The sequence below is a fragment of the Arenimonas sp. genome (genome assembly GCF_036275555.1).
Taxonomy (GTDB): Bacteria; Pseudomonadota; Gammaproteobacteria; order Xanthomonadales; family Xanthomonadaceae; genus Arenimonas.
Map to the genome: position 1 here is coordinate 17,122 of NZ_DASUDO010000020.1, position 19,500 is coordinate 36,621.

A 19,500-nucleotide genomic window follows, 5' to 3' on the forward strand; every position below is an offset into this window, starting at 1 on the left:
GCTGATAACACCCCTCGGGCCGTTGCCAGCGTCGTTCGCTTCCCTTCGCGATCGCCTCGTCCCGGCCTCCGGGACCCTCCGCCGCCTGGCTTGGGCGGCGGGACGACCGCGCTGCCCAACCCTCACGCCAAGGAGCGCCGCATGACCGATACCACGAACAACCTCTCCGACCTGATTGAAATCAGCGAAGACGGGACCGCGTTCTACGAGGAAGCGGCGCAGAAAGTGAAGGACAAGAAGCTGAGCACCCTGTTCACCCGCCTGGCCAAGGCCAAGTCCGACCTGGCGGCCGAACTCTCCGGCGAAGTGAAGCCGGTCGCCGGCAAGAAGAAGCCGGCCAAGCGCACCGAAACCACCCTGGGCGAACTGAGCAAGGCCTACGCCGGCCTTCGCAAGCAGTGGCCGGAAGCCGGCGCCGACCGCTACGTCCGCATGGCCGAGGTCGAAGGCCAGCTCCAGACCACCTTCCAGAAGGTCGTGCTGGACAAGGACCACAGCTTCGTCGTCCGCGTCCTGGCCAAGCAGTACGTCTCCAAGGCCGAGGTCCTGAACAAGGAACTCCGCGCCTGCAATCGCAACGCCTGATCGCTGCCTGATGGGGGTTCGCGTTCGAACGCGGATAAGAGCGGATGGACGCGGATAAACGCGGATAGAGCAATCGATGTGAGTTAACCCCCGCGAACGAAAACGCCCGGCCAAGACCGGGCGTTTTCTTTTTGCACGGCGCTCAATCCTCGCCGCAGCCCAATCCAATCGCTCTATCCGCGTTTATCCGCTCTTATCCGCGTCCAAAAACAGGAACGCCCGGCCGACGCCGGGCGTTCCAACGACGCGTGGTACGGGTTACTTGGCGGAAGCGGGGGCGACCTCGAGGCCGCGGCGCTTCAGGAGCGGGCCGACCTGCGGGTCGCGGCCGCGGAAGTCGCGGAAGAGCTGCATGGCGTCCACGCTGCCGCCGCGGGAGAGCAGGGTCTTGCGGAAGTGGTCGCCGTTCTCGCGCTTGAGGCCGCCGTTTTCCTTGAACCACTCCACCGACTCCGCGTCCAGCACCTCGGACCACAGGTAGGCGTAGTAGCCCGCCGAGTAGCCGCCCATGATGTGCGAGAAGTAGGTGCTGCGGTAACGCGGCGGCACCGGCGCGTAGTCCAGGCCCGCGGCCTTGAGCGCCTGCGCCTCGAAGGCCAGCGTGTCGCTGGGCACCTCGTTGGCCGACAGCTGGTGCCAGCTCTGGTCGAGCATCGCCGCCGCCAGGTACTCGGTGGTGGCGTGGCCCTGGCCGAACTGCTCGGTGGCCAGCACCTTGTCCAGCAGCGCCTGCGGGATCGGCTCGCCGGTCTCGTGGTGCTTGGCGTAGTTGGCCAGGATGGTCGGCCAGGTGGCCCACATCTCGTTCACCTGCGACGGGTACTCGACGAAGTCGCGCGGCACCGAGGTGCCGGAGAACTGCGGGTACTTCACGTTCGAGAACAGGCCGTGCAGGGCGTGGCCGAACTCATGGAACATCGTGGTGACCTCGTCGAAGGTCATCAGGGTCGGCTGGCCCGCGGCCGGCTTCGGGATGTTCTGGTGGTTGGCGACCACCGGCAGGGTGCCGGTGAGGCCGTTCTGCGGCACGTAGGCGTTCATCCAGGCGCCGCCGCGCTTGTTCGAGCGGGCGTAGAAGTCGCCCAGGAACAGGCCCAGCGGCTTGCCGTCGGCCTCGAACACTTCGTACACCACCACGTCCGGGTGGTAGGTCGGCAGGTCGGTGCGCTTCTTGAACTGCAGGCCGTAGAGTTGGCCGGCGGCGTGGAAGACGCCGTTCTCGAGCACCGAGGTCATCTCGAAGTAGGGGCGCAGCTGCGACTCGTCGAAGTCGTACTTGGCCTGCCGCACTTTCTCGGCGTAGAAGGCCCAGTCGGCCGCCTCCAGCGCGAAGCCGCCCTTCTCGGCGTCGATGATCGCCTGCATGTCGGCGGCTTCCTTGCGCGCGTTGGCGACCGCGGCCGGGGCGAGGTCCGACATCAGCTTGTTGACGGCGCCGACGGTGCCGGCGGTCTCGTCCTCGAGCACGTAGGTGGCGTGGTTCTCGTAGCCCAGCAGGGCGGCGCGCTCGGCGCGCAGCTTGGCCACGCGCGAGACGATGGCGCGGTTGTCGAACTCGCCGCCGCGGCTGCCGCGGGTCAGCGAGGCCTCCATGATCTTCTTGCGCAGCGCGCGGTTGGTCAGCGACGACAGCGGCGGCTGGCCGGAGGTATTCATCAGCGCGATCAGGTACTGGCCTTCCTTGCCCGCGGCCTTGGCCGCTTCGGCGGCGGCAGTGATGGCGTCGGCGGACAGGCCGTCGAGCTCCTTGACGTCCGACACCAGCACGCCCGAGGCCTGCACTTCCTTGAGCACGTTCTGGCTGAAGGTGGTGGCCAGGGTGGCCAGTTCGGCGTTCATGGCCTTGAGCTTGGTCTTGTCGGCGTCCGACAGGTTGGCGCCGGCGCGCACGAAGTCGGTGTGGTAGCGCTCGAGCAGGCGCAGCGACTCGGCGTCGAGGCCGAGGCTGGCGCGCTGGTCATGCAGCGACTTCACCCGGGCGAAGAGCTTGCCGTCGAGCAGGATCGCGTCCTGGTGCGCCGCCAGCTTCGGCGCCATCTCGGCCTGCACCTTCTGCATGGCCGGGTTGGTGTTGGCGCCGGCGAGGTTGAAGAACACCGCGGCGGTGCGGTTGAGCACGGCGCCGGTCTTCTCCATCGCGACGATGGTGTTCTCGAACGTGGGCGCGGCGGCGTTGTTGGCGATCGCGGCGACCTCGGCCAGCTGGTCGGCCATGCCCTTCTCGAAGGCCGGCGCGTAGTGCGCGTCCTGGATCTGGTCGAAAGGCGGCAGCTGGTAGGGCAGGGTGCTGACGGTGAAGAACGGGTTGGCCGACACCGGCTCCGCGGCCTGGGTCGCGTGGTCGTCGGCGAAGGTGGCGCCCGGCACCGCGAGGCAAAGCGCGATGGCGAGGGCGAGGGAGAGCTTCTGGGTCATGGCACGTCCTTGCAGGGGTCTTGGGAGCAGGGTTCGGATGAACCCCCGAAGCCTAGCGCATGCGGTGGCCCGGCCACGCATGACGAAAGGCAGGGTTTGGGCCGCGCCCGCCCGCCGGCGTAAAGGCCACGTGAAACCCCCGCCCGCGTCGTGCGGCTTGCGTTAGGCTGTCGGCATTCCAGGGAGCCCGCCATGACCACCGTCTACGATTTTTCCGCCACCACCCTCGACGGCAAGGAGCAGTCGCTGGCCGACTTCCGCGGCCAGGCCATGCTGATCGTCAACACCGCCTCGAAGTGCGGCTTCACCCCGCAGTACGCCGGCCTCGAGAAACTCTCGCGCGAATACGCGGGGAAAGGCCTGGTGGTGCTGGGCTTCCCCTGCGACCAGTTCGGCCACCAGGAGCCGGGCGACGCCGACGAAATCAGGAATTTCTGCTCGCTCACCTACGACGTCAGCTTCCCGATGTTCGCGAAGATCGAGGTGAACGGCGCCAAGGCGCATCCGCTCTACCAGTGGCTGAAATCCGAGAAGTCGGGGCTGCTGGGGCTGGAGGCGATCAAGTGGAACTTCACCAAGTTCCTGGTCGACAAGGACGGCAAGGTGGTCAAGCGCTACTCGCCGACCGATACGCCGGAGAAGATCGGCAAGGACATCGCCAAGCTGCTGGGCTGAGCCAGGCGGCGCGGTGTTTCAGCGCGTCGCGCGGCTCGCGCGGATGCGGGCGAAGACCTCGCCCGCGGCCGGGCTCCACACCACCCAGGCGTGGCCGCCGGGTCGCGCCAACACCTGGTCCGCGGGCAGCGCCGGCGTGAGCACGCCGATCGCCTTCGCCAGCCGGTCGTCTTCGCCATACGCCAGCCAGACGTCCTGGCTGCGGCCGCTCGCCGGCCAGCGCTGCACGTTGCGCCAGACTTCGCGCTGGTAGGTCTTGCGGTCGATGCCGGCCGGTTCCGGGCCGGGCTCCCAGGCGACGAGTCCGGATTCGCCGATTTCCCTGAGCAGGCCGCGGTTACCGAGAAAGGGCGCCAGGAGCACCAGGCCATCAAGCTCGCCCGGCCGGCTGCGCTCGTAAAGCAGCGTGCCCATGCCGCCCATCGAGGCGCCCGCCAGCCAGACGCCCGCGTAGCCGCGGGCGCGGGCCGGGGCGATCACTTCGGCATGCAGGCGCTCGGGCATCCGGCCCTCGTAGTAGTAGGCCAGGGAGACTTCGGCCAGCAGCACGTCGGCTTCGGGCCAGGCGGCCTGGATCGCGGGCGCGATGCCGCTGTCCGCCAGCCCCTGCAGGTCGTCGCCGCGGCCGGGCAGCACCACCACGAGCACCCGCTCGCCGCTGCCGGACGGCGCGGGCACCAGCCGGGTGGCGATGGTTTCGCGGGTGGCGCCGGGCGACAGGCAGCCGGCCAGCAGCAGGGCGAGCAGCGCGAGCAGGGTGGCGCGGAAGGTTGGGCGCATCGGGATCTCCGTCGGGATGGCCCGAGCATAGGCGAGGGCGCGCGCGCCCCGCCAGCCGTTCTATTTCTCGACGAAGGCGCGCTCGAACACGTACTCGCCGGGCGTACCGATGCGCGGCGCGGCCTTGAAGCCGCGGGCGTCGAGCAGGGCGCGGAAGTCGGCCAGCATCTGCGGGCTGCCGCAGATCATGGCGCGGTCGTGGGCGGCGTGCAGCGCCGGCAGGCCCAGGTCGGCCTGCAGTTGGCCGCTCTCCATCAGGGTGGTCAGTCGCCCGGAATGACGGAAGGGTTCGCGGCTCACCGCCGGGTAGTACAGCAGCTGTCGGCCGATGATTTCGCCCAGGTGCTCGTGGCGCGGCAGTTCGTTGACGATGTAGTCGTGGTAGGCCAGGTCTTCGATGCCGCGGACGCCGTGGGTGAGGATCACCTTGTCGAAGCGCTCGTAGGTCTCGGGGTCCTTCACCACCCCCAGGAAGGGCGCCAGCCCGGTGCCGGTGGCCAGCAGGTAAAGATTACGCCCCGGGTGCAGGTCGCTGATCAGCAGGGTGCCGGTGGGCTTGCGGCTCACCAGCACGTCGTCGCCGGGCTGCAGGTGCTGGAGCCGGGAGGTCAGGGCGCCGTCGGGCACCTTGATGCTGAAGAACTCGAGGTGCTCCTCCCAGTTGGCGCTGGCGATGGAGTAGGCGCGCATCAGGGGCCGGCCGCCCACCTCCAGGCCGATCATCACGAACTGGCCGTTCTCGAACCGCAGCCCGTCGTCCCGGGTGGTGGTGAAGCTGAAATAGGCGTCGTTCCAGTGCCGTACGGTGAGCACGCGCTCGGTGGCGAAGGCGGACATGCAGGGGGGGCTCGGCGGGGCGGGGGTGGCCAAAGGGACCGCCGATTGTACGCCAATAGCTTTCCGGGCCATAAGCGAGTAGGGTGGGACCACTGCGGTTGCCGGTATCACGGTAAATCGTGGTTACCCAACAACTGTTATTTAAGGATTAGAGATATGTCGGATCGTCAGACTGGAACCGTGAAGTGGTTCAACGACGCCAAGGGCTTTGGCTTCATCACCCCGGAAAGCGGCGAGGACGTGTTTGTCCACTTCCGTTCCATCCAGGGCACCGGCTTCAAGTCCCTGCAGGAAGGCCAGAAGGTCTCCTTCAAGGTCGTGAAGGGCCAGAAGGGCATGCAGGCGGACGAAGTGCAGCCGATGTAATCCGGCTGCCTGCCGCCAGGCAGTGCAAGAACAAGCCCCGGCCCGCAACGGCCGGGGCTTTTTCATGGCGCAAATGAACCAGGTTCATTTGGATCAAATGAACCTGGTTTATTTGCGGGGATTTGCTTGCTTCGGGCGGTTGGCCTAGCCTATGCGCCCTTTCCCTGCCGCCCGGACCTGCCGGTGCCGGCGTTTTCCCCAAGGATTCCCATGCAGATCGCCGAGCGCACCGTCGCGACGTTCCACTACACCCTCACCAACGACGCCGGCGCGGTGCTCGACTCCTCCAGCGGCGGCGAGCCCCTGGCCTACCTGCACGGCGTCGGTGGCATCGTGCCGGGCCTGGAGAAGGCGATGGAAGGCCGCCAGGTGGGCGACAAGTTCGACGTCGTGGTCTCGCCCGAGGAAGGCTACGGCACCCCGAACGACATGCTGATCCAGGTGGTGCCGCGCGAAGCCTTCCAGGGCGTCGACGAGCTCGCCGTGGGCATGCAGTTCCAGGCCCAGACCCCGCAGGGCGCGATCTCGGTCGTCATCGCCAAGATCGAGGACGGCATGGTCACCGTGGACGGCAACCATCCGCTCGCCGGCCAGAACCTCCACTTCGCGATCGAAGTGACCGACGTGCGCGAAGCCAGCGTCGAGGAAGTCCTGCACGGCCACGTGCACGGCGCCGGCGGCCACCACCACTGACGCCATGGGCACCCGCGGCCAGCTGATCACGCAAGACCCGGACCTGCGGGCGCTGCTGTCCCGGGTCCGGCGCATCGCCGTGCTCGGGATCAAGACCGAGGCCCAGCGCGGCCAGCCTGCGATCGAGGTGCCGCGCTACCTCGAGCGCGTGGGCTTCGACGTGGTGCCGGTGCCCGTGTACTACCCCGAGGTCGAGAGCATCCTGCGCCGCCCGGTGTTCCGGCGCCTGGCCGATGTGCCGGGCGAGATCGACCTGGTCAACGTGTTCCGCAAGTCCAAGGACCTGGCCGCCCACCTCGACGACCTCCTCGCCAAGCGCCCGTCGGCGGTGTGGCTGCAGTCCGGCATCCGCGACGATGCCTTCGCCGAAGCGCTGCTCGCGGCCGGCATCGACGTGGTGCAGGACCGCTGCCTCATGGTCGACCACCGCCGGCTTGCGGCGGGCTGATCCTCGCCCCGCACCCGGCGCTTCGTCGCCGGCGCGCCCACAGCAGTCGCGATGCGCCGAAGGCCCGGCCCCAGGATCCTCACTCCTGCGGGCGCGTTGCTTTGCGCTGTAGGAAGGGCGTGAAGTGCTGGCGCCATAGTCCGCGCGGAACTTCCGTGGGATCCAATATCCCGTACTCGGCCGGCCAACTGCCGTCGGCCGGCAGCCGGTGCGTGCCCATCAGCCGGTCCACCAGCGGCAGGTGGATGGCGTAGTTCGCGTCCACGAAATCCTCGCGCCGCGCGTGGTGCCAGTGGTGGTAGCGCGGCAGCACCAGCACGTGCTCGAGCCACCCGAAGCGCACGCCCAGGTTCGCGTGCGCCAGCACCGCCTGCAGCCCGACCAGGATGACGTAGGCGTTGATCGCGCCCGGCGCGAAGCCCAGCACCACCAGCGGCAACAGCACGAACCCGCGCGTCAGCACGATCTCCAGCAAGTGCATGCGTGATCCCGCCAGCCAGTCCATGTGCTCGCTGCTGTGGTGCACGGCGTGGAACCGCCACAGGAAAGGCACGCGGTGGTAGGCGCGGTGCAGGCTGGCCTGGGCGAGGTCGGCCACCAGCACCGCCAACAGGAACTGCGCCCAGGTCGGCAGCCACTGGATCGCGGCCTGCAGCGGCGGGAAGGCCGCCAGCGCCGCCACCGTGCTGGTCCAGGTGGTGACCACGATCAGGATGAACTGCACCAGGACGTGGCTCAGGAAGAAGTAGCCGACGTCGGTCCGCCAGCCCGGCCGAAGCGGTGACTGGGGGATCCTTCCCAGCGTTTTCTCCAGCGGAATGAACACCAGCGCGGAAAAAAGCAGCGACACCACGAACCAGTCCAGCCCCAGCGACCACGGCGTCTGCCCGATGTCGTCGAGCTGGATGTCGGCGCCGCCCAACAGCACGGCGAGCGTTGCCGAGCCCACGCCCGCGAGTGCCACGCGCCGGTCCCGCCCGCGCAGGATGGCCAGCGTGCCCAGCAAGAAGGCGGCGACCAGCCCGGCAAGCAGCAGCCGGCGGGCGAACGATTCGCTGTAGACCGCGCGGAAATCGCGGCTCGTCAGCAGCTCCGGGAAGTGGAAGCAGGCGACCGCCACCAGGCTGAGCAGGCCCAGCGCGGCGGAAATCGAAGCCATCCACGAGCGTTGCGTGCGGGTCATGCGGCGGTCCGGCGGGGGCCAGGCCGCACGATAACCCAGCCACGCAATGAAACAATGTTACGCATTGCGCTAGAATGCCGGTCCCCCCGCGCCAGAACGTCCACGTGATCTCCCTGCCTCCCGACATCCACCTCGTCTTCGAGGATCGCCCCGGTTACCTGTACGCCCGCGTCTCCGGTCCCCGCGACAACCGCGACATCTCCATCGCCTACTGGACCCTGGTCGCCGAGCAGGTGCACCTGCGCAAGGCCCGCAAGCTGATGGTGGTCGAGGCCCTCGGCGAGCGCGAGGGCGATCACGAGGTGCCGTTCATGGTGGATGCGCTGATCGAGATGGGCCTGGACAAGATCCAGGTGGCCTTCGTCGTGAACCGCATCGACATCCTCGGCGCGATGGAGCATGGCGAGATCCTGGCCCTCGAGCGCGGCGCCAACGGCCGCGTGTTCGACAATGCGACGGTCGCCGAGCGCTGGCTGCGGCACGGCGGCTCCTGACCGCCGCCGGCCTCAGGCCGGCGCCACCGTCACCGCGAGGCCGTTGAGCGCGGCGTTTCCGCTCGGGCCATCCAGCGCCGCCGGATCACTCAGGTCGTTGTAGCTCGCGCCCGCCACGGCTTCGGCGCGCGCCATCCGCGTGCCCGGCCGGTCGTGGCCGAAGCCGTGCGGCAGGCAGGCCACCCCAGGCATCACTTCGTCGCTGGCGACGGCGTCGGTCTCGATGCTGCCCACGACCGAACTCACCCGCACGCGCCCGCCGTCGGTAAGGCCATGGCGGGCGAGGTCGTCGGGATGCATCACCAGCTGGTGCCGCGGCTTGCCCTTCACCAGCCGCGGTGCGTTGTGCATCCAGGAATTGTTGCTGCGCACGTGGCGGCGACCCACCAGCCGCAGTCCGCCGGCATCGGCCGGCACCGCGGCCAGCGCGGCGAGCGCATCCATCAGCAGCGGCGGTGCGCACTCGATCGCGCCGCTTTCGGTCTGAAGCCGGGACAGCAGCGAGGGCCGCAGCGGGCCGAGGTCGAGGCCGTGCGGTGCCGCCGCGAGCGCCGCGATGTCGAGCCCGCTGTCGCCGCGCGCGAGGCCGGCTTCGATCATCGCGAGCGGGGGCGGCAGCGTGCGCCAGGGCTTGCCGCTGGCGGCGGCGTGGGCGGCGGCCAGGCCGTCGATGATCTCCCAGTCGGCCCGCTCCTCATCGCCGCGTTCGCGCAGCGGCAGGCTGAGCCGCGCCACCCGCCGGACCGCGAAGGCGTTGAAGTGCACGTCGTAGTGCGGCTGCGTCAGCGGCGAGGCCGGCGGCAGGATCAGGTGCGCGTGGCGGGTGGTTTCGTTGACGTAGACATCGATGGACACCATGAAGTCCAGGCTCGCCAGCGCCGCCTCCAGCCCGCGCCCGTCCGGCGTGGACAGCACCGGGTTGCCGGCGCAGGTGAGCAGGGCGCGCAGCTGGCCGTCGCCGGGCGTGCGGATTTCCTCGGCCAGCACCGACACGGGCAGCTCGCCCGCGAACTCGGGCAGGCCGCGCACGCGGCTGCGCCAGCGGTCGCGATGGCCCGCGGAGGTGCCCGGCCCGGTCACGGGGAAAGCCGGCTCGTTGGGCAGCGAGCCGCCCACGCGATCGAGGTTGCCGGTGACCAGGTTCACCAGCTGGATCAGCCATTGGCAGACCGTGCCGTGCGCCTGCGTCGACACGCCCATGCGGCCGTAGGCAACCGCGGCCGGCGCCGCGCGAAACGCGGCCGCGATCGCGGCGATGCGGGTCCGGGGCACGCCCGTCCGCGCCTCGACACCGGAGGTGTCGAACGCGGCCACCGCGCCGAGCGCCTCGTCGAGGCCGTTCAACTTCCCGGCGTAGGCCTCGATGCGCGGGGGTCCGAGCGCCAGCAATTCCTGCAGCAGTGCGAGCAGGAACCAGGCATCGGTGCCGGGGCGGATGAACACGTGCTCGCTGGCCATCGCGGCGGTTTCTGTGCGGCGCGGATCCACCACCACCAGCCGGCCCCGCGCCACCAGCGCCTCGAGCCGGCGGGCGATGCCCGGCGCGGTCATCAGGCTGCCGTTCGAGGCCACCGGGTTGGCGCCCAGCATCAGGAAATAGTCGGTACGGTCCACGTCCGGGACCGGCAGCAGGAACTGATGGCCGTACATCAGCCAGTCCACCAGCTGGCTCGGCCACTGGTCGACCGACGAGGCGCTGAAAATGTTCTTCGACCGCAGGCTGCGGAGCAGGGCAGGCAGGTAGGCGATGTGGCCGAAGTGGTGGACATTGGGATTGCCCAGGTAGGCGCCGACCGCATCGGCCCCGTGTTCGCGCTGCACCGCGGCCAGGCGCTCGCCGGCCTCGGCCAGCGCCTCGTCCCAGCCAATCTCCTCCCAGTCGCGGCCGCGGCGGCGCAGCGGGCGGCGCAGGCGGTCGGGATCGGCCTCGAGGTCGAGCAGGGCATTGCCCTTGGGGCAGACGTGGCCGCGGCTGAAGGGATCGGCGGCGTCGCCGCGGATCGCGACGAGCTCGGGACCTTCGTACTGCAGTTCGAGGCCGCAAATGGCCTCGCAAAGGGGGCAGGCGCGGAAGCGTGAGGTGCGGGCCATGGCGGGTTCCCGGGGGGATGGCCCGATCTTAGGGCATCCGGCGCGGGCTTCGGGGCGGGCGAGCCTGTAAACTGCGGGCATGTCCCTGATCACCTTCCAAGGCGTCGACTACAGCGTCGGCGGCCCGCTCCTGCTCGAGTCCGTGAACCTGACGATCGAGCGCAACGAGCGCGTCTGCATCGTCGGCCGCAATGGCGCCGGCAAGTCCACCCTGCTGCGCCTGATGGGCGGCGCGATCACGCCCGACGACGGCGTGGTCAAGCGCGAGGGCCGGCTGGCCGGCTTGGCGCAGGAAGTGCCCAAGGACCTGGCCGGCAGCGTCTTCGACGTGGTGGCGATGGGCCTGGGCGCGCTCGGCGCCGACCTCGCGCGCTACCACCACATGCTGCACGACGGCGCTGACATCGACATGGACGAGCTGGGCGCGGTGCAGGCCCGGATCGAGGCCGGCGACGGCTGGCAGATCGAGCAGCGCGTCGAGCAGGTGATCAGCAAGCTCGACCTGCCCGAGGACGCCGAGTTCTCGGCGCTGTCGGGCGGCATGAAGCGCCGCGTGCTGCTGGCCCAGGCCCTGGTGGCCGCGCCCGACCTGCTGCTGCTCGACGAGCCCACCAACCACCTCGACATCGAATCGATCGCCTGGCTCGAGGAGTTCCTGAAGAACTTCGGCGGCAGCGTGGTGTTCGTCACCCACGACCGCGAGTTCCTGAAGAACCTCGCCACCCGCATCGTCGAGATCGACCGCGGCCAGGTGACCAGCTGGCCCGGCGACTACGACAACTTCCTGCGCCGCCGCGAGGAGCGGCTGCACGCCGAGGCGCAAGCGAACGCGCTGTTCGACAAGAAGCTGGCCCAGGAGGAAGTCTGGATCCGCCAGGGCATCAAGGCGCGCCGCACCCGCAACGAAGGCCGCGTGACCGCGCTCAAGGCCATGCGCCGCGAGCGCGCCGAGCGCCGCGAGCAGCAGGGCAACGTCAAGCTGGCCGCCGCCGGCGCCGAGAAGTCCGGCCGCAAGGTGTTCGAGGCCAAGGACATTTCCTTCGCGTTCGACGGCGAGGGCGGTGCACAGGGTCCCGGCCGCGCGGGCACCGCCCGCGTGCTGGTGCGCAACTTCAGCACCGTCATCCAGCGTGGCGACAAGATTGGCCTGATCGGCCCGAACGGTTCGGGCAAGACCACGTTGCTCAAGCTGCTGCTGGGTGACCTGCAGCCGCAGTCGGGCGAAGTGCGGGTCGGCACCAACCTCGAGGTCGCGTTCTTCGACCAGCTTCGGGCCGCGCTGCGCGAGGACTGGAACGCGCTCGACAACGTCTCCGAAGGCCGCGAGTTCATCGAGATCAACGGCAGCCGCAAGCACGTGATGGGCTACCTGCAGGATTTCCTGTTCAGCCCCGACCGCGCGCTGGCGCCGATCACCAAGCTCAGCGGCGGCGAGCGCAACCGCCTGCTGCTGGCCAAGCTGTTCGCCAAGCCGTCCAACGTGCTGGTGATGGACGAACCCACCAACGACCTCGACGTCGAGACCCTGGAGCTGCTCGAGGAGCTGCTGATCGACTACCCGGGCACGCTGATCCTGGTGTCGCACGACCGCGCCTTCCTCGACAACGTGGTCACCAGTTCGCTGGTGATGGAAGGCAATGGCCGGGTGGGGGAGTACGTGGGTGGCTACACCGACTGGCTGCGCCAGCGCCCGATGTCGGCGCGGATCGCCGCCGCCAACGCCGCTTCGCCGCGGCTGACGCCGCAGGTCGCGCCGACCCCGAAGCCCGCGGCGGCCCCCGCGGCCCCCGCGCCGGCCAAGCGCAAACTCTCTTACAAAGAGCAGCGCGAGCTCGAGGAGTTGCCCGGCCGCATCGAAACGCTGGACGCCGACATCGCCGCGCTCACCGCGCAGATCCAGGACCCGGCCTTCTACCGCCAGCCGGCGGACGCGGTCACCGCGGCCAACGCCCGCCTGTCTTCGCTGCAGGCCGAACTCGAGCAGGCCTACGCCCGCTGGAACGAACTGGAGTAGCGCCGTCGGCTTCTGCTAGCGTGTGAAGGCGCGCCGCGTGGCGCGCCAACACACACAGGGGAACCCCGGATGTCGCTACTGCGTTCGCTGCAAACGATGTTGCTCGGACTGGTCCTGCTCGCGCCCGCGGCGCTGGCGAAGGACGAGGTCGAAGCCTCGTCCGCCACCAATCCCGCGCCGGCCGAGGCCCTGTCGGCCTTCGATCGCTTCGAGGTCGCCAGGATCACCATGGGCGAGCCCTGGGCCGGCCAGAAGCCCAACGAAGCGGCGCTGGTCAACCTGCAGGCCAACCTCGACGAGCGCATCAACCCCTGGCTGGCCGAGGTCAACGGCGCGGCGGCGCCCGAGGGCGAAGCCCGCGTGCTGCGGATAGAACCCTATGTCGCCGGGATCCGCTACATCACCGGCGGCAAGCGCGTGTTCGCCGGCGCCTTCGCCGGCAAATCCCGGGTGCTGATGAAGCTTCGCCTGGTGGATGCCGCCACCGGCACCGTGGTCGCCGAGCCCGAGTTCTACCAGCATGCGGCCGGCATGGCGGGCGCCTACAGCTTCGGCGGCGCCGACAAGGCCATGCTCGAGCGCGTCACCAGCCTGGCCGTGGACTACCTGCGCGCCAACCACGCCGCTGCGGTCGGCGGCCCCACGGGCGGCGAGTGAACCCCGGGCCCGGGACGCGCCGAGGGCGGCGCGACCCGGGCCGGCTGGGCTAAAATCACGGCCCCGCCGCCACCCTGACGCCCGCCGTGAGCCAGCCGATCCAGCAGGAAGATTTCATCCAGTCCGTCGCCGACGCGCTGCAGTACATCTCGTACTACCACCCGGTCGACTACATCCGGAACCTCGCCGCCGCCTACGAGCGCGAGGAATCCCCGGCGGCCAAGGACGCCATCGCCCAGATCCTGATCAACTCGCGCCTGTGCGCCGAGGGCCACCGGCCGATCTGCCAGGACACCGGCATCGTCACGGTCTTCCTCGAGATCGGCATGGACGTGCGCTGGGCCGGCGCCACCATGGGCATCGAGGAGATGGTGAACGAGGGCGTGCGCCGCGCCTACAACCACCCCGACAACAAGCTGCGCGCCAGCGTGCTGGCCGACCCGGCCGGCAAGCGCACCAACACCCGGGACAACACGCCGGCCGTCGTGAACATGAAGGTCGTTCCGGGCGACACGGTGGACGTGATCGTCGCGGCCAAGGGCGGCGGCAGCGAGGCCAAGTCCAAGTTCGCCATGCTCAACCCGTCCGATTCCATCGTCGACTGGGTGCTCAAGACCGTGCCGACCATGGGCGCCGGCTGGTGCCCGCCGGGCATGCTGGGCATCGGCATCGGCGGCACCGCCGAGAAGGCGATGCTGCTGGCCAAGGAATCGCTGATGGAGCCGATCGACATCACCGACCTGCAGGCCCGCGGCCCGTCCAACCGCGCCGAGGAGCTGCGGCTGGAGTTGTACGAGAAGGTCAACGCGCTCGGCATCGGCGCCCAGGGCCTGGGGGGCCTGACCACGGTGCTCGACATCAAGGTCAAGGATTACCCGACCCATGCCGCCAACCTGCCGGTGGCCATGATCCCGAACTGCGCCGCCACCCGGCACGCCCACTTCACGCTCGACGGCAGCGGCCCGGTGCAACTCGAGCCGCCCTCGCTGGAAGACTGGCCGAAGCTGACCTACGACGCGTCGAAGGGCCGCCGCGTCGACCTCGGCACCGTCACCCGCGAGGAAGTGGCGAGCTGGAAGCCGGGCGAGGTGCTGCTGCTCAACGGCAAGCTGCTCACCGGCCGCGACGCCGCCCACAAGCGCATGGTGGACATGCTCAACAAGGGCGAGCCGCTGCCGGTCGACCTGCGCGGCCGCTTCATCTACTACGTCGGCCCGGTCGACCCGGTGCGCGACGAGGTGGTGGGCCCGGCCGGCCCGACCACCGCCACCCGCATGGACAAGTTCACCGAGCAGGTGCTCGACCAGACCGGCCTGATGGGCATGGTGGGCAAGGCCGAGCGCGGCCCGGCGGCCATCGAGGCCATCCGCAAGCACCGTTCGGTGTACCTGATGGCCGTGGGCGGGGCCGCCTACCTCGTGTCGAAGGCCATCAAGGCCTCGCGGGTGGTCGGGTTCGCTGACCTGGGCATGGAGGCGATCTATGAGTTCGAGGTCCGGGACATGCCCGTCACCGTGGCCGTGGACTCCACGGGCGAGTCGGTGCACCGCACCGGCCCCCGGGAATGGCAGTCCCGGATCGGCAAGATCCCGGTCGTGGTCGACTGACCCGGCACGCGCCCGAACCTGAACGGCGCCCGCACTTGACGCGGGCCCACCAGAAAGTGTTGGCATTCTTCCGCGGACTGGCGTATCGTCCGCGGCGACTGTGTTTGCGAAGGGTCACTGTGAATCGTGGCCTGATGCGGTAGATCCACCGATCCGCTACATCTTTTCACCTCGCTCTCCTTGCAACCCCAGTCGCGCGGCGGAATGTTTCCGTCAGCGATTTATCCACCTCGTTCCAAGGAGTGTTTCATGTCGGATCGTCAGATCGGTACCGTCAAGTGGTTCAACGATGCCAAGGGCTTCGGCTTCATCAGCCGCGAGAACGGCGAGGACGTCTTCGTCCATTTCCGTTCCATCCAGGGCACCGGCTTCAAGTCCCTGCAGGAAGGCCAGAAGGTCTCCTTCAAGCTCGTCAAGGGCCAGAAGGGCATGCAGGCTGACGAAGTGCAGCCGATGTAATCCAGTCCGCATGGACTGAGCGAAGCCCCGGGCGCAATCCCGGGGCTTTTCTTTTGTATGCTTCGGCCTCCCGGTTCGAACGGAAGCCTGCATGTACACGCTGTACTACTCCCCCGGCGCCGCCAGCCTCGTCGTCCACTGGCTGCTGATCGAGATCGGCGCGAAGCACGAGCTGCGCAAGCTCGACCTGGCGGCCGGCGAACACAAGCGCGCCGACTACCTGGCGCTCAATCCCAACGGCGTGGTGCCGACACTGCTGGTGCACGGCGAGCCGCTGTCTGAAGCCGCCGCGCTGGTGCTGCACCTGGCCGACGTGCATCCGTCCTTCGGTCTCGCCCCCGAGCCGGGCAGCATCGAGCGCGGCCGGTACTACCAGTGGATCCTGCACCTCGCGAACACGCTGCAGCCGGCCTTCCGCACGTGGTTCTATCCGGCCGAAGCGGCGGGCGAAGCGCACGCGCAGGAGGCCAAGGACCTGGCCCGCCAGCGCATCGAAGCCTGCTGGGACCGCATCGAGGCGCACCTGGCGAAGCGCGGCCCCTACCTGCTGGGCGCCTCGGTCAGCGCGGCTGACTTCCACCTGGCCATGCTCATGCGGTGGTCGCGCAACATGCCGCGGCCGGCGACCGACTGGCCGCAGCTGGCCGCGCTGGCGCAGCGCATGAAGGCGCGGCCGTCCTTCCGCACGCTGTACGAGCGCGAAGGCCTCACCGAATGGGCGTGACCGGGTGAGCCCCGTCCGCCGCGTGCTGCTGGCCGGTGCCTCCGGCCTGGTGGGCAGCGAAGTGCGGCGGCAGCTGCTGGCCCGGGGCGACGGCCTCAGCGTGGTTTCGCTGCTGCGGCGTCCGCGGCAGCCGCATCCGCCGCGCGACCTGGAGTGGGTCGCCGACCTGACAGACCCGGCCCGGGACGACGAACTCACCGCCGGCCTGCGCGCGCTGGCCGGCGACGTCGACGCCTGCATTTGCGCGCTGGGCACCACGATCCGGCAGGCCGGCTCGCGCGAGGCCTTCCTCGCGGTCGACCGCGACCTGGTCATCCGCGTGGCGACGATCGCCCGCGCCCTGGGCGCCGGGCGCATGGTGCTAGTGTCATCGGTCGGCGCCAGCGCCCAGTCCGACAATTTCTACCTGCGGGTGAAGGGCGAGACCGAGCGCGCGCTCGGCGAGCTCGGCTTCGAGCGGCTCGACCTGCTGCGCCCCGGTCTGCTGCTGGGCGAGCGCAGCGAGAAGCGCACGGCCGAGCAGTGGGGCCAGCGCCTGGCGCCGCTGGCGAATCCGCTGCTGCGCGGCCCGCTGCGCCGCTATCGCGCGATCGCGGCGTCAGACGTGGCGGCGGCCGCCGTCGCCGTGCTTGCGCAGGGCGAGGGCGGCCGCCATGTCCACGAAAATGCCGGGCTGCTGGCGCTGGCCCGGGCTTAGTTCGTCGACGCCAGGCCGACCCGCAGCAGCTTGCCGTTGGCGGCGTCGGTCAGCAGGTAGAGGTAGCCATCGGGGCCCTGGCGGACGTCGCGGATGCGCTCGCCGAGGTCGGTGAGCATCGCCTCCTCGCGTACCACCTTGTCGCCCTCGAGCTCGAGCCGCACGACGCGCTGGAAGGCGAGGGCGCCGACGAACAGGTCGCCCTGCCAGGCCGGGAAGCGGTCGGCGGTGTAGAAGGCCAGGCCGCTGGGCGCGATCGACGGCGTCCACTGGTGCATCGGCTGCTCCATGCCCGGGGCTTCGGTCTTGCCTTCGCCGATCGGCATGCCGTTGTAGTTCACGCCCAGCGTGATCACCGGCCAGCCGTAGTTCTTGCCGGCCTCGGGGATGTTGAGCTCATCGCCGCCGCGGGCGCCGTGCTCGGTCTGCCACAGCGCACCGGTGGTCGGGTGCAGCGCCGCGCCCTGCACGTTGCGGTGGCCGTAGGACCAGATCGCCGGCTGCGCATCCTCGCGGCCAACGAAGGGGTTGTCGGCGGGGATGCTGCCGTCGCGCTCGATGCGGAAGATCTTGCCCTGGCCCAGGTCGAGCGGCTGCACGTTGGGCTGGGTGCCGCGGTCGCCGCTGGTCACGTACAGGCGCTTCTCGCGGTCGAAGACCAGGCGCGAACCGAAGTGCTGCCCGGTGTCGAGCTTGGGCGACTGGCGGAAGATCACCTCGACGCCGACCAGCGCGTCGTTTTCCCAGCGGCCGCGGGCCACCGAGGTGCCGCCGCCGCCTTCACCGGGCTCGCTGAAGCTGAGGTAGACCCACGGCGTGGTGGCGAAATCGGGGTCCAGCGCGACGTCGAGCAGGCCGCCCTGGCCCTTGGCGAAGACTTCGGGCACGCCGGCCACCGGCGCCGACAGCGTGCCGTCGGCGGCGACGATGCGCAGGCGGCCGGGACGCTCGGTCACGAGGAAACGGCCGTCGGGCAGGAACGTCAGGCCCCACGGGTGCTCGAGGCCTTCGGCGACCGTGGCGACCTCGAGCTCGCCGGCTTCGCTGGCGAAGCGGGCGACCTTGGCGGGCGCCGCCGGCGCGGCATCGGCGGCCGGTGCGGGTGTGGCGGCGGTGCCGGCGGCGGCACCGGTTTCGCCGGCGCCGCAGCCGGCGAGGGCGAGGAGAAGCGCGACGGAAAGGACGGATCGCATGGTCGGGTTCCTTGGACGGGGATTACTTGAGAAGGGGTTCGAGCGCGGGCCAGACGTGGTCGCGCAGGCGCGGCTGGGCTTCGGCGACGGGGTGCAGGTTGTCGGCCTGGAAGGCTTCGCGGTCGGTGGCGATCGGCTCGAGCAGGAAGGGCAGCAGGGCCGCGTCGTGGGCCTCCGCCAGCTCGGCGAAGTTGCGTTCGAAGCCCTGGGTGTACTGCGGCCCGAAGTTGGGCGGCAGGCGCATGCCCACCAGCAGCACCCGCGCGCCGGCGTCGCGGGAGGCGAGGATGATCTTCTCGAGGTTGGCGCGGGTGTGCTCGAGCGGCAGGCCGCGCAGGCCGTCGTTGGCGCCCAGCTCGACCACGACCACGGCGGGCTTGTGCCGGGCCAGTTCGCCGGCGATGCGGCTGGCGCCGCCCGCCGTGGTTTCGCCGCTGACGCTGGCGTTGGCGACGCGCCAGCCGGGGTAGCGGGCCTTCAGCTTTTCAGCGGTCAGCGCCACCCAGCCCTGTTCCGGCGCCAGGCCGTAGGCCGCCGACAGCGAATCGCCCAGCACCAGCACCGTCCGGGATTCCGCGGCCTGCACGGCGCCGGCCAGCAGGGCAAGTGCCAACAGCAGGGCCGTCATGCCCCGTTGAACCCGGCCCCGCCATGCTCCATATCGTTCGAACATCTTCCACTCCATCTGCAAGAGGATTCCCATGGCCGACAGCCACGATTCGTCCGTCGTCGTCTCCGAAGCGCTGCGCGCCGACGACCTGGGCAAGCGGGTGCCGCTGCCCTCGGGCGAACTCACCATCCTCGATGGGGTCGGTTTTACCATCGCCAAGGGTGAAGCGGTTGCGATTGTCGGAGCCTCCGGTTCAGGGAAGAGCACGCTGCTGTCGCTGCTGGCCGGCCTGGACGTGCCCAGCCAGGGCCGCGTCCTGCTCGATGGCGGCGCGCTTTCGGCGCTGGACGAGGACGGCCGGGCGAAGGTCCGGGGCGAGAAGGTCGGCTTCGTGTTCCAGAGTTTCCAATTGCTGCCGTCCCTGACCGCGCTCGAGAACGTGATGCTGCCGCTGGAGCTGCGCGGCGACGACGACGCCGAGGGCCCGGCCCGGGCCATCCTGTCCCAGGTCGGCCTGGGCGAGCGCCTGGGCCACTACCCGCGCCAGCTCTCCGGCGGCGAGCAGCAGCGCGTCGCGATTGCGCGCGCCTTCGTCACCAGGCCCGCGGTGCTGTTCGCCGACGAGCCGACCGGCAACCTCGACACCGCGACCGGCGCGCGCGTGATGCAGCTGCTGTTCGACCTGAACCGCGCGACCGGCACGACGCTCATGCTCGTGACCCACGACCGCGCGATCGCCTCGTTGATGCATCGTGTCATCGCTCTGCGCGACGGGCGAATCGAATCCGACGAAGTGATGATGCCTCCCCGGAAGGCCAACGAGCCGGTCCTGTGAACCGCTTCATCTTCTCCATGGCATGGCGGGAAACCAGAGGGGCCTGGCGCCACTTCCTCTATTTCTTCGTCTGTATCGCAGTAGGGGTCGGCGCGCTGGTCGGCGTGTCGCTCTTTGCCGCTCACGTGGATCGTGCG

Annotated in this window: 20 protein-coding genes; 13 read left to right on the forward strand and 7 right to left on the reverse strand. The window is 69.7% G+C overall.

Annotation, left to right across the window (positions count from 1 at the left end):
* Positions 1-141: 141 nt before the first annotated feature.
* On the forward strand, positions 142-585 hold the full coding sequence (locus tag VFV21_RS05810; RefSeq protein ID WP_329668530.1) for a PA2169 family four-helix-bundle protein: 444 nt from the start codon (positions 142-144) through the stop codon (positions 583-585).
* Positions 586-843: 258 nt separating this feature from the next.
* Here the strand turns inward: VFV21_RS05810 and VFV21_RS05815 are convergent, their stop codons facing one another.
* Positions 844-3,000, reverse strand: a complete 2,157-nt coding sequence (locus VFV21_RS05815) for a M3 family metallopeptidase (RefSeq protein WP_329668531.1) — start codon at positions 2,998-3,000, stop codon at positions 844-846.
* A 192-nt stretch (positions 3,001-3,192) separates the two neighbouring features.
* On the opposite strand from VFV21_RS05815, the gene VFV21_RS05820 reads away from it, so the two are divergent.
* On the forward strand, positions 3,193-3,675 hold the full coding sequence (locus tag VFV21_RS05820; RefSeq protein ID WP_329668532.1) for a glutathione peroxidase: 483 nt from the start codon (positions 3,193-3,195) through the stop codon (positions 3,673-3,675).
* Between the two features lie 18 nt (positions 3,676-3,693).
* On the opposite strand, the gene VFV21_RS05825 is transcribed toward VFV21_RS05820, so the two are convergent.
* On the reverse strand, positions 3,694-4,455 hold the full coding sequence (locus VFV21_RS05825) for an alpha/beta hydrolase (RefSeq protein ID WP_329668533.1): 762 nt from the start codon (positions 4,453-4,455) through the stop codon (positions 3,694-3,696).
* A 60-nt stretch (positions 4,456-4,515) separates the two neighbouring features.
* Entirely contained in the window at positions 4,516-5,292 is a 777-nt protein-coding gene (locus tag VFV21_RS05830; protein WP_329668534.1) for a ferredoxin--NADP reductase, read from the reverse strand.
* A gap of 156 nt (positions 5,293-5,448) precedes the next feature.
* Here VFV21_RS05830 and VFV21_RS05835 point away from each other — a divergent pair, with 156 nt between their 5' ends.
* The 3 genes from VFV21_RS05835 to VFV21_RS05845 all read left to right on the forward strand — a co-directional run bounded on the left by VFV21_RS05835 (position 5,449) and on the right by VFV21_RS05845 (position 6,799).
* On the forward strand, positions 5,449-5,658 hold the full coding sequence (locus tag VFV21_RS05835) for a cold-shock protein (RefSeq protein WP_290778779.1): 210 nt from the start codon (positions 5,449-5,451) through the stop codon (positions 5,656-5,658).
* Positions 5,659-5,868: 210 nt separating this feature from the next.
* Positions 5,869-6,351, forward strand: coding sequence for a peptidylprolyl isomerase (gene slyD / locus VFV21_RS05840; protein WP_329668535.1), 483 nt, complete (start codon positions 5,869-5,871; stop codon positions 6,349-6,351).
* A gap of 4 nt (positions 6,352-6,355) precedes the next feature.
* A complete protein-coding gene (locus VFV21_RS05845) occupies positions 6,356-6,799 on the forward strand; it encodes a CoA-binding protein (RefSeq protein WP_329668536.1) in 444 nt (147 codons plus the stop codon).
* A gap of 79 nt (positions 6,800-6,878) precedes the next feature.
* Here VFV21_RS05845 and VFV21_RS05850 read toward each other — a convergent pair whose 3' ends face one another.
* A complete protein-coding gene (locus tag VFV21_RS05850; RefSeq protein WP_329668537.1) occupies positions 6,879-7,982 on the reverse strand; it encodes a sterol desaturase family protein in 1,104 nt (367 codons plus the stop codon).
* Between the two features lie 104 nt (positions 7,983-8,086).
* Here VFV21_RS05850 and VFV21_RS05855 point away from each other — a divergent pair, with 104 nt between their 5' ends.
* Entirely contained in the window at positions 8,087-8,476 is a 390-nt protein-coding gene (locus VFV21_RS05855) for a hypothetical protein (protein ID WP_329668538.1), read from the forward strand.
* Positions 8,477-8,488: 12 nt separating this feature from the next.
* Here the strand turns inward: VFV21_RS05855 and VFV21_RS05860 are convergent, their stop codons facing one another.
* Positions 8,489-10,567 carry a molybdopterin-dependent oxidoreductase gene (locus VFV21_RS05860; RefSeq protein WP_329668539.1) on the reverse strand — a complete coding sequence of 693 codons (2,079 nt, stop codon included), beginning with the start codon at positions 10,565-10,567 and terminating at the stop codon, positions 8,489-8,491.
* 79 nt (positions 10,568-10,646) lie between these two features.
* Between VFV21_RS05860 and abc-f the strand changes: the two genes are divergently transcribed.
* The 6 genes from abc-f to VFV21_RS05890 all read left to right on the forward strand — a co-directional run bounded on the left by abc-f (position 10,647) and on the right by VFV21_RS05890 (position 16,725).
* On the forward strand, positions 10,647-12,581 hold the full coding sequence (gene abc-f, locus VFV21_RS05865) for a ribosomal protection-like ABC-F family protein (protein ID WP_329668540.1): 1,935 nt from the start codon (positions 10,647-10,649) through the stop codon (positions 12,579-12,581).
* 69 nt (positions 12,582-12,650) lie between these two features.
* The gene (locus VFV21_RS05870) at positions 12,651-13,238 is read left to right on the forward strand and encodes a hypothetical protein (RefSeq protein WP_329668541.1); all 588 of its coding nucleotides are present in this window, start codon (positions 12,651-12,653) and stop codon (positions 13,236-13,238) included.
* A gap of 86 nt (positions 13,239-13,324) precedes the next feature.
* On the forward strand, positions 13,325-14,845 hold the full coding sequence (locus tag VFV21_RS05875; RefSeq protein WP_329668542.1) for a fumarate hydratase: 1,521 nt from the start codon (positions 13,325-13,327) through the stop codon (positions 14,843-14,845).
* Positions 14,846-15,094: 249 nt separating this feature from the next.
* Complete coding sequence (locus VFV21_RS05880; RefSeq protein ID WP_026816018.1) at positions 15,095-15,304, forward strand: cold-shock protein; 210 nt, start codon at positions 15,095-15,097, stop codon at positions 15,302-15,304.
* 91 nt (positions 15,305-15,395) lie between these two features.
* On the forward strand, positions 15,396-16,028 hold the full coding sequence (locus VFV21_RS05885; protein ID WP_329668543.1) for a glutathione S-transferase family protein: 633 nt from the start codon (positions 15,396-15,398) through the stop codon (positions 16,026-16,028).
* A 4-nt stretch (positions 16,029-16,032) separates the two neighbouring features.
* Positions 16,033-16,725 (forward strand): NAD(P)H-binding protein, encoded by a 693-nt coding sequence (locus tag VFV21_RS05890; RefSeq protein ID WP_329668544.1) that lies wholly within the window; start codon positions 16,033-16,035, stop codon positions 16,723-16,725.
* Here VFV21_RS05890 and VFV21_RS05895 read toward each other — a convergent pair.
* Complete coding sequence (locus VFV21_RS05895; protein ID WP_329668545.1) at positions 16,722-17,918, reverse strand: PQQ-dependent sugar dehydrogenase; 1,197 nt, start codon at positions 17,916-17,918, stop codon at positions 16,722-16,724. The two genes, VFV21_RS05890 and VFV21_RS05895, sit on opposite strands and share 4 nt — an antisense overlap.
* A 22-nt stretch (positions 17,919-17,940) precedes the next feature.
* Positions 17,941-18,546 (reverse strand): arylesterase, encoded by a 606-nt coding sequence (locus VFV21_RS05900; protein ID WP_329668546.1) that lies wholly within the window; start codon positions 18,544-18,546, stop codon positions 17,941-17,943.
* A gap of 73 nt (positions 18,547-18,619) precedes the next feature.
* Here VFV21_RS05900 and VFV21_RS05905 point away from each other — a divergent pair, with 73 nt between their 5' ends.
* Entirely contained in the window at positions 18,620-19,363 is a 744-nt protein-coding gene (locus VFV21_RS05905; RefSeq protein WP_329668547.1) for an ABC transporter ATP-binding protein, read from the forward strand.
* The last annotated feature ends 137 nt before the right edge of the window (positions 19,364-19,500 follow it).

What these genes read in the sequence shown, in the direction of transcription:
- VFV21_RS05880 (WP_026816018.1), top strand. Translation starts at nt 15,095, where the DNA reads ATGTCGGATCGTCAGATCGGTACCGTCAAGTGGTTCAACGATGCCAAG.
- VFV21_RS05905 (WP_329668547.1), top strand. Translation starts at nt 18,620, where the DNA reads ATGGCCGACAGCCACGATTCGTCCGTCGTCGTCTCCGAAGCGCTGCGC.
- VFV21_RS05830 (WP_329668534.1), bottom strand. Translation starts at nt 5,292, where the DNA reads ATGTCCGCCTTCGCCACCGAGCGCGTGCTCACCGTACGGCACTGGAAC.
- VFV21_RS05825 (WP_329668533.1), bottom strand. Translation starts at nt 4,455, where the DNA reads ATGCGCCCAACCTTCCGCGCCACCCTGCTCGCGCTGCTCGCCCTGCTG.
- abc-f (WP_329668540.1), top strand. Translation starts at nt 10,647, where the DNA reads ATGTCCCTGATCACCTTCCAAGGCGTCGACTACAGCGTCGGCGGCCCG.
- VFV21_RS05860 (WP_329668539.1), bottom strand. Translation starts at nt 10,567, where the DNA reads ATGGCCCGCACCTCACGCTTCCGCGCCTGCCCCCTTTGCGAGGCCATT.
- VFV21_RS05885 (WP_329668543.1), top strand. Translation starts at nt 15,396, where the DNA reads ATGTACACGCTGTACTACTCCCCCGGCGCCGCCAGCCTCGTCGTCCAC.
- VFV21_RS05820 (WP_329668532.1), top strand. Translation starts at nt 3,193, where the DNA reads ATGACCACCGTCTACGATTTTTCCGCCACCACCCTCGACGGCAAGGAG.
- VFV21_RS05870 (WP_329668541.1), top strand. Translation starts at nt 12,651, where the DNA reads ATGTCGCTACTGCGTTCGCTGCAAACGATGTTGCTCGGACTGGTCCTG.
- VFV21_RS05895 (WP_329668545.1), bottom strand. Translation starts at nt 17,918, where the DNA reads ATGCGATCCGTCCTTTCCGTCGCGCTTCTCCTCGCCCTCGCCGGCTGC.
- VFV21_RS05900 (WP_329668546.1), bottom strand. Translation starts at nt 18,546, where the DNA reads ATGACGGCCCTGCTGTTGGCACTTGCCCTGCTGGCCGGCGCCGTGCAG.
- slyD (WP_329668535.1), top strand. Translation starts at nt 5,869, where the DNA reads ATGCAGATCGCCGAGCGCACCGTCGCGACGTTCCACTACACCCTCACC.
- VFV21_RS05815 (WP_329668531.1), bottom strand. Translation starts at nt 3,000, where the DNA reads ATGACCCAGAAGCTCTCCCTCGCCCTCGCCATCGCGCTTTGCCTCGCG.
- VFV21_RS05810 (WP_329668530.1), top strand. Translation starts at nt 142, where the DNA reads ATGACCGATACCACGAACAACCTCTCCGACCTGATTGAAATCAGCGAA.
- VFV21_RS05850 (WP_329668537.1), bottom strand. Translation starts at nt 7,982, where the DNA reads ATGACCCGCACGCAACGCTCGTGGATGGCTTCGATTTCCGCCGCGCTG.
- VFV21_RS05835 (WP_290778779.1), top strand. Translation starts at nt 5,449, where the DNA reads ATGTCGGATCGTCAGACTGGAACCGTGAAGTGGTTCAACGACGCCAAG.
- VFV21_RS05845 (WP_329668536.1), top strand. Translation starts at nt 6,356, where the DNA reads ATGGGCACCCGCGGCCAGCTGATCACGCAAGACCCGGACCTGCGGGCG.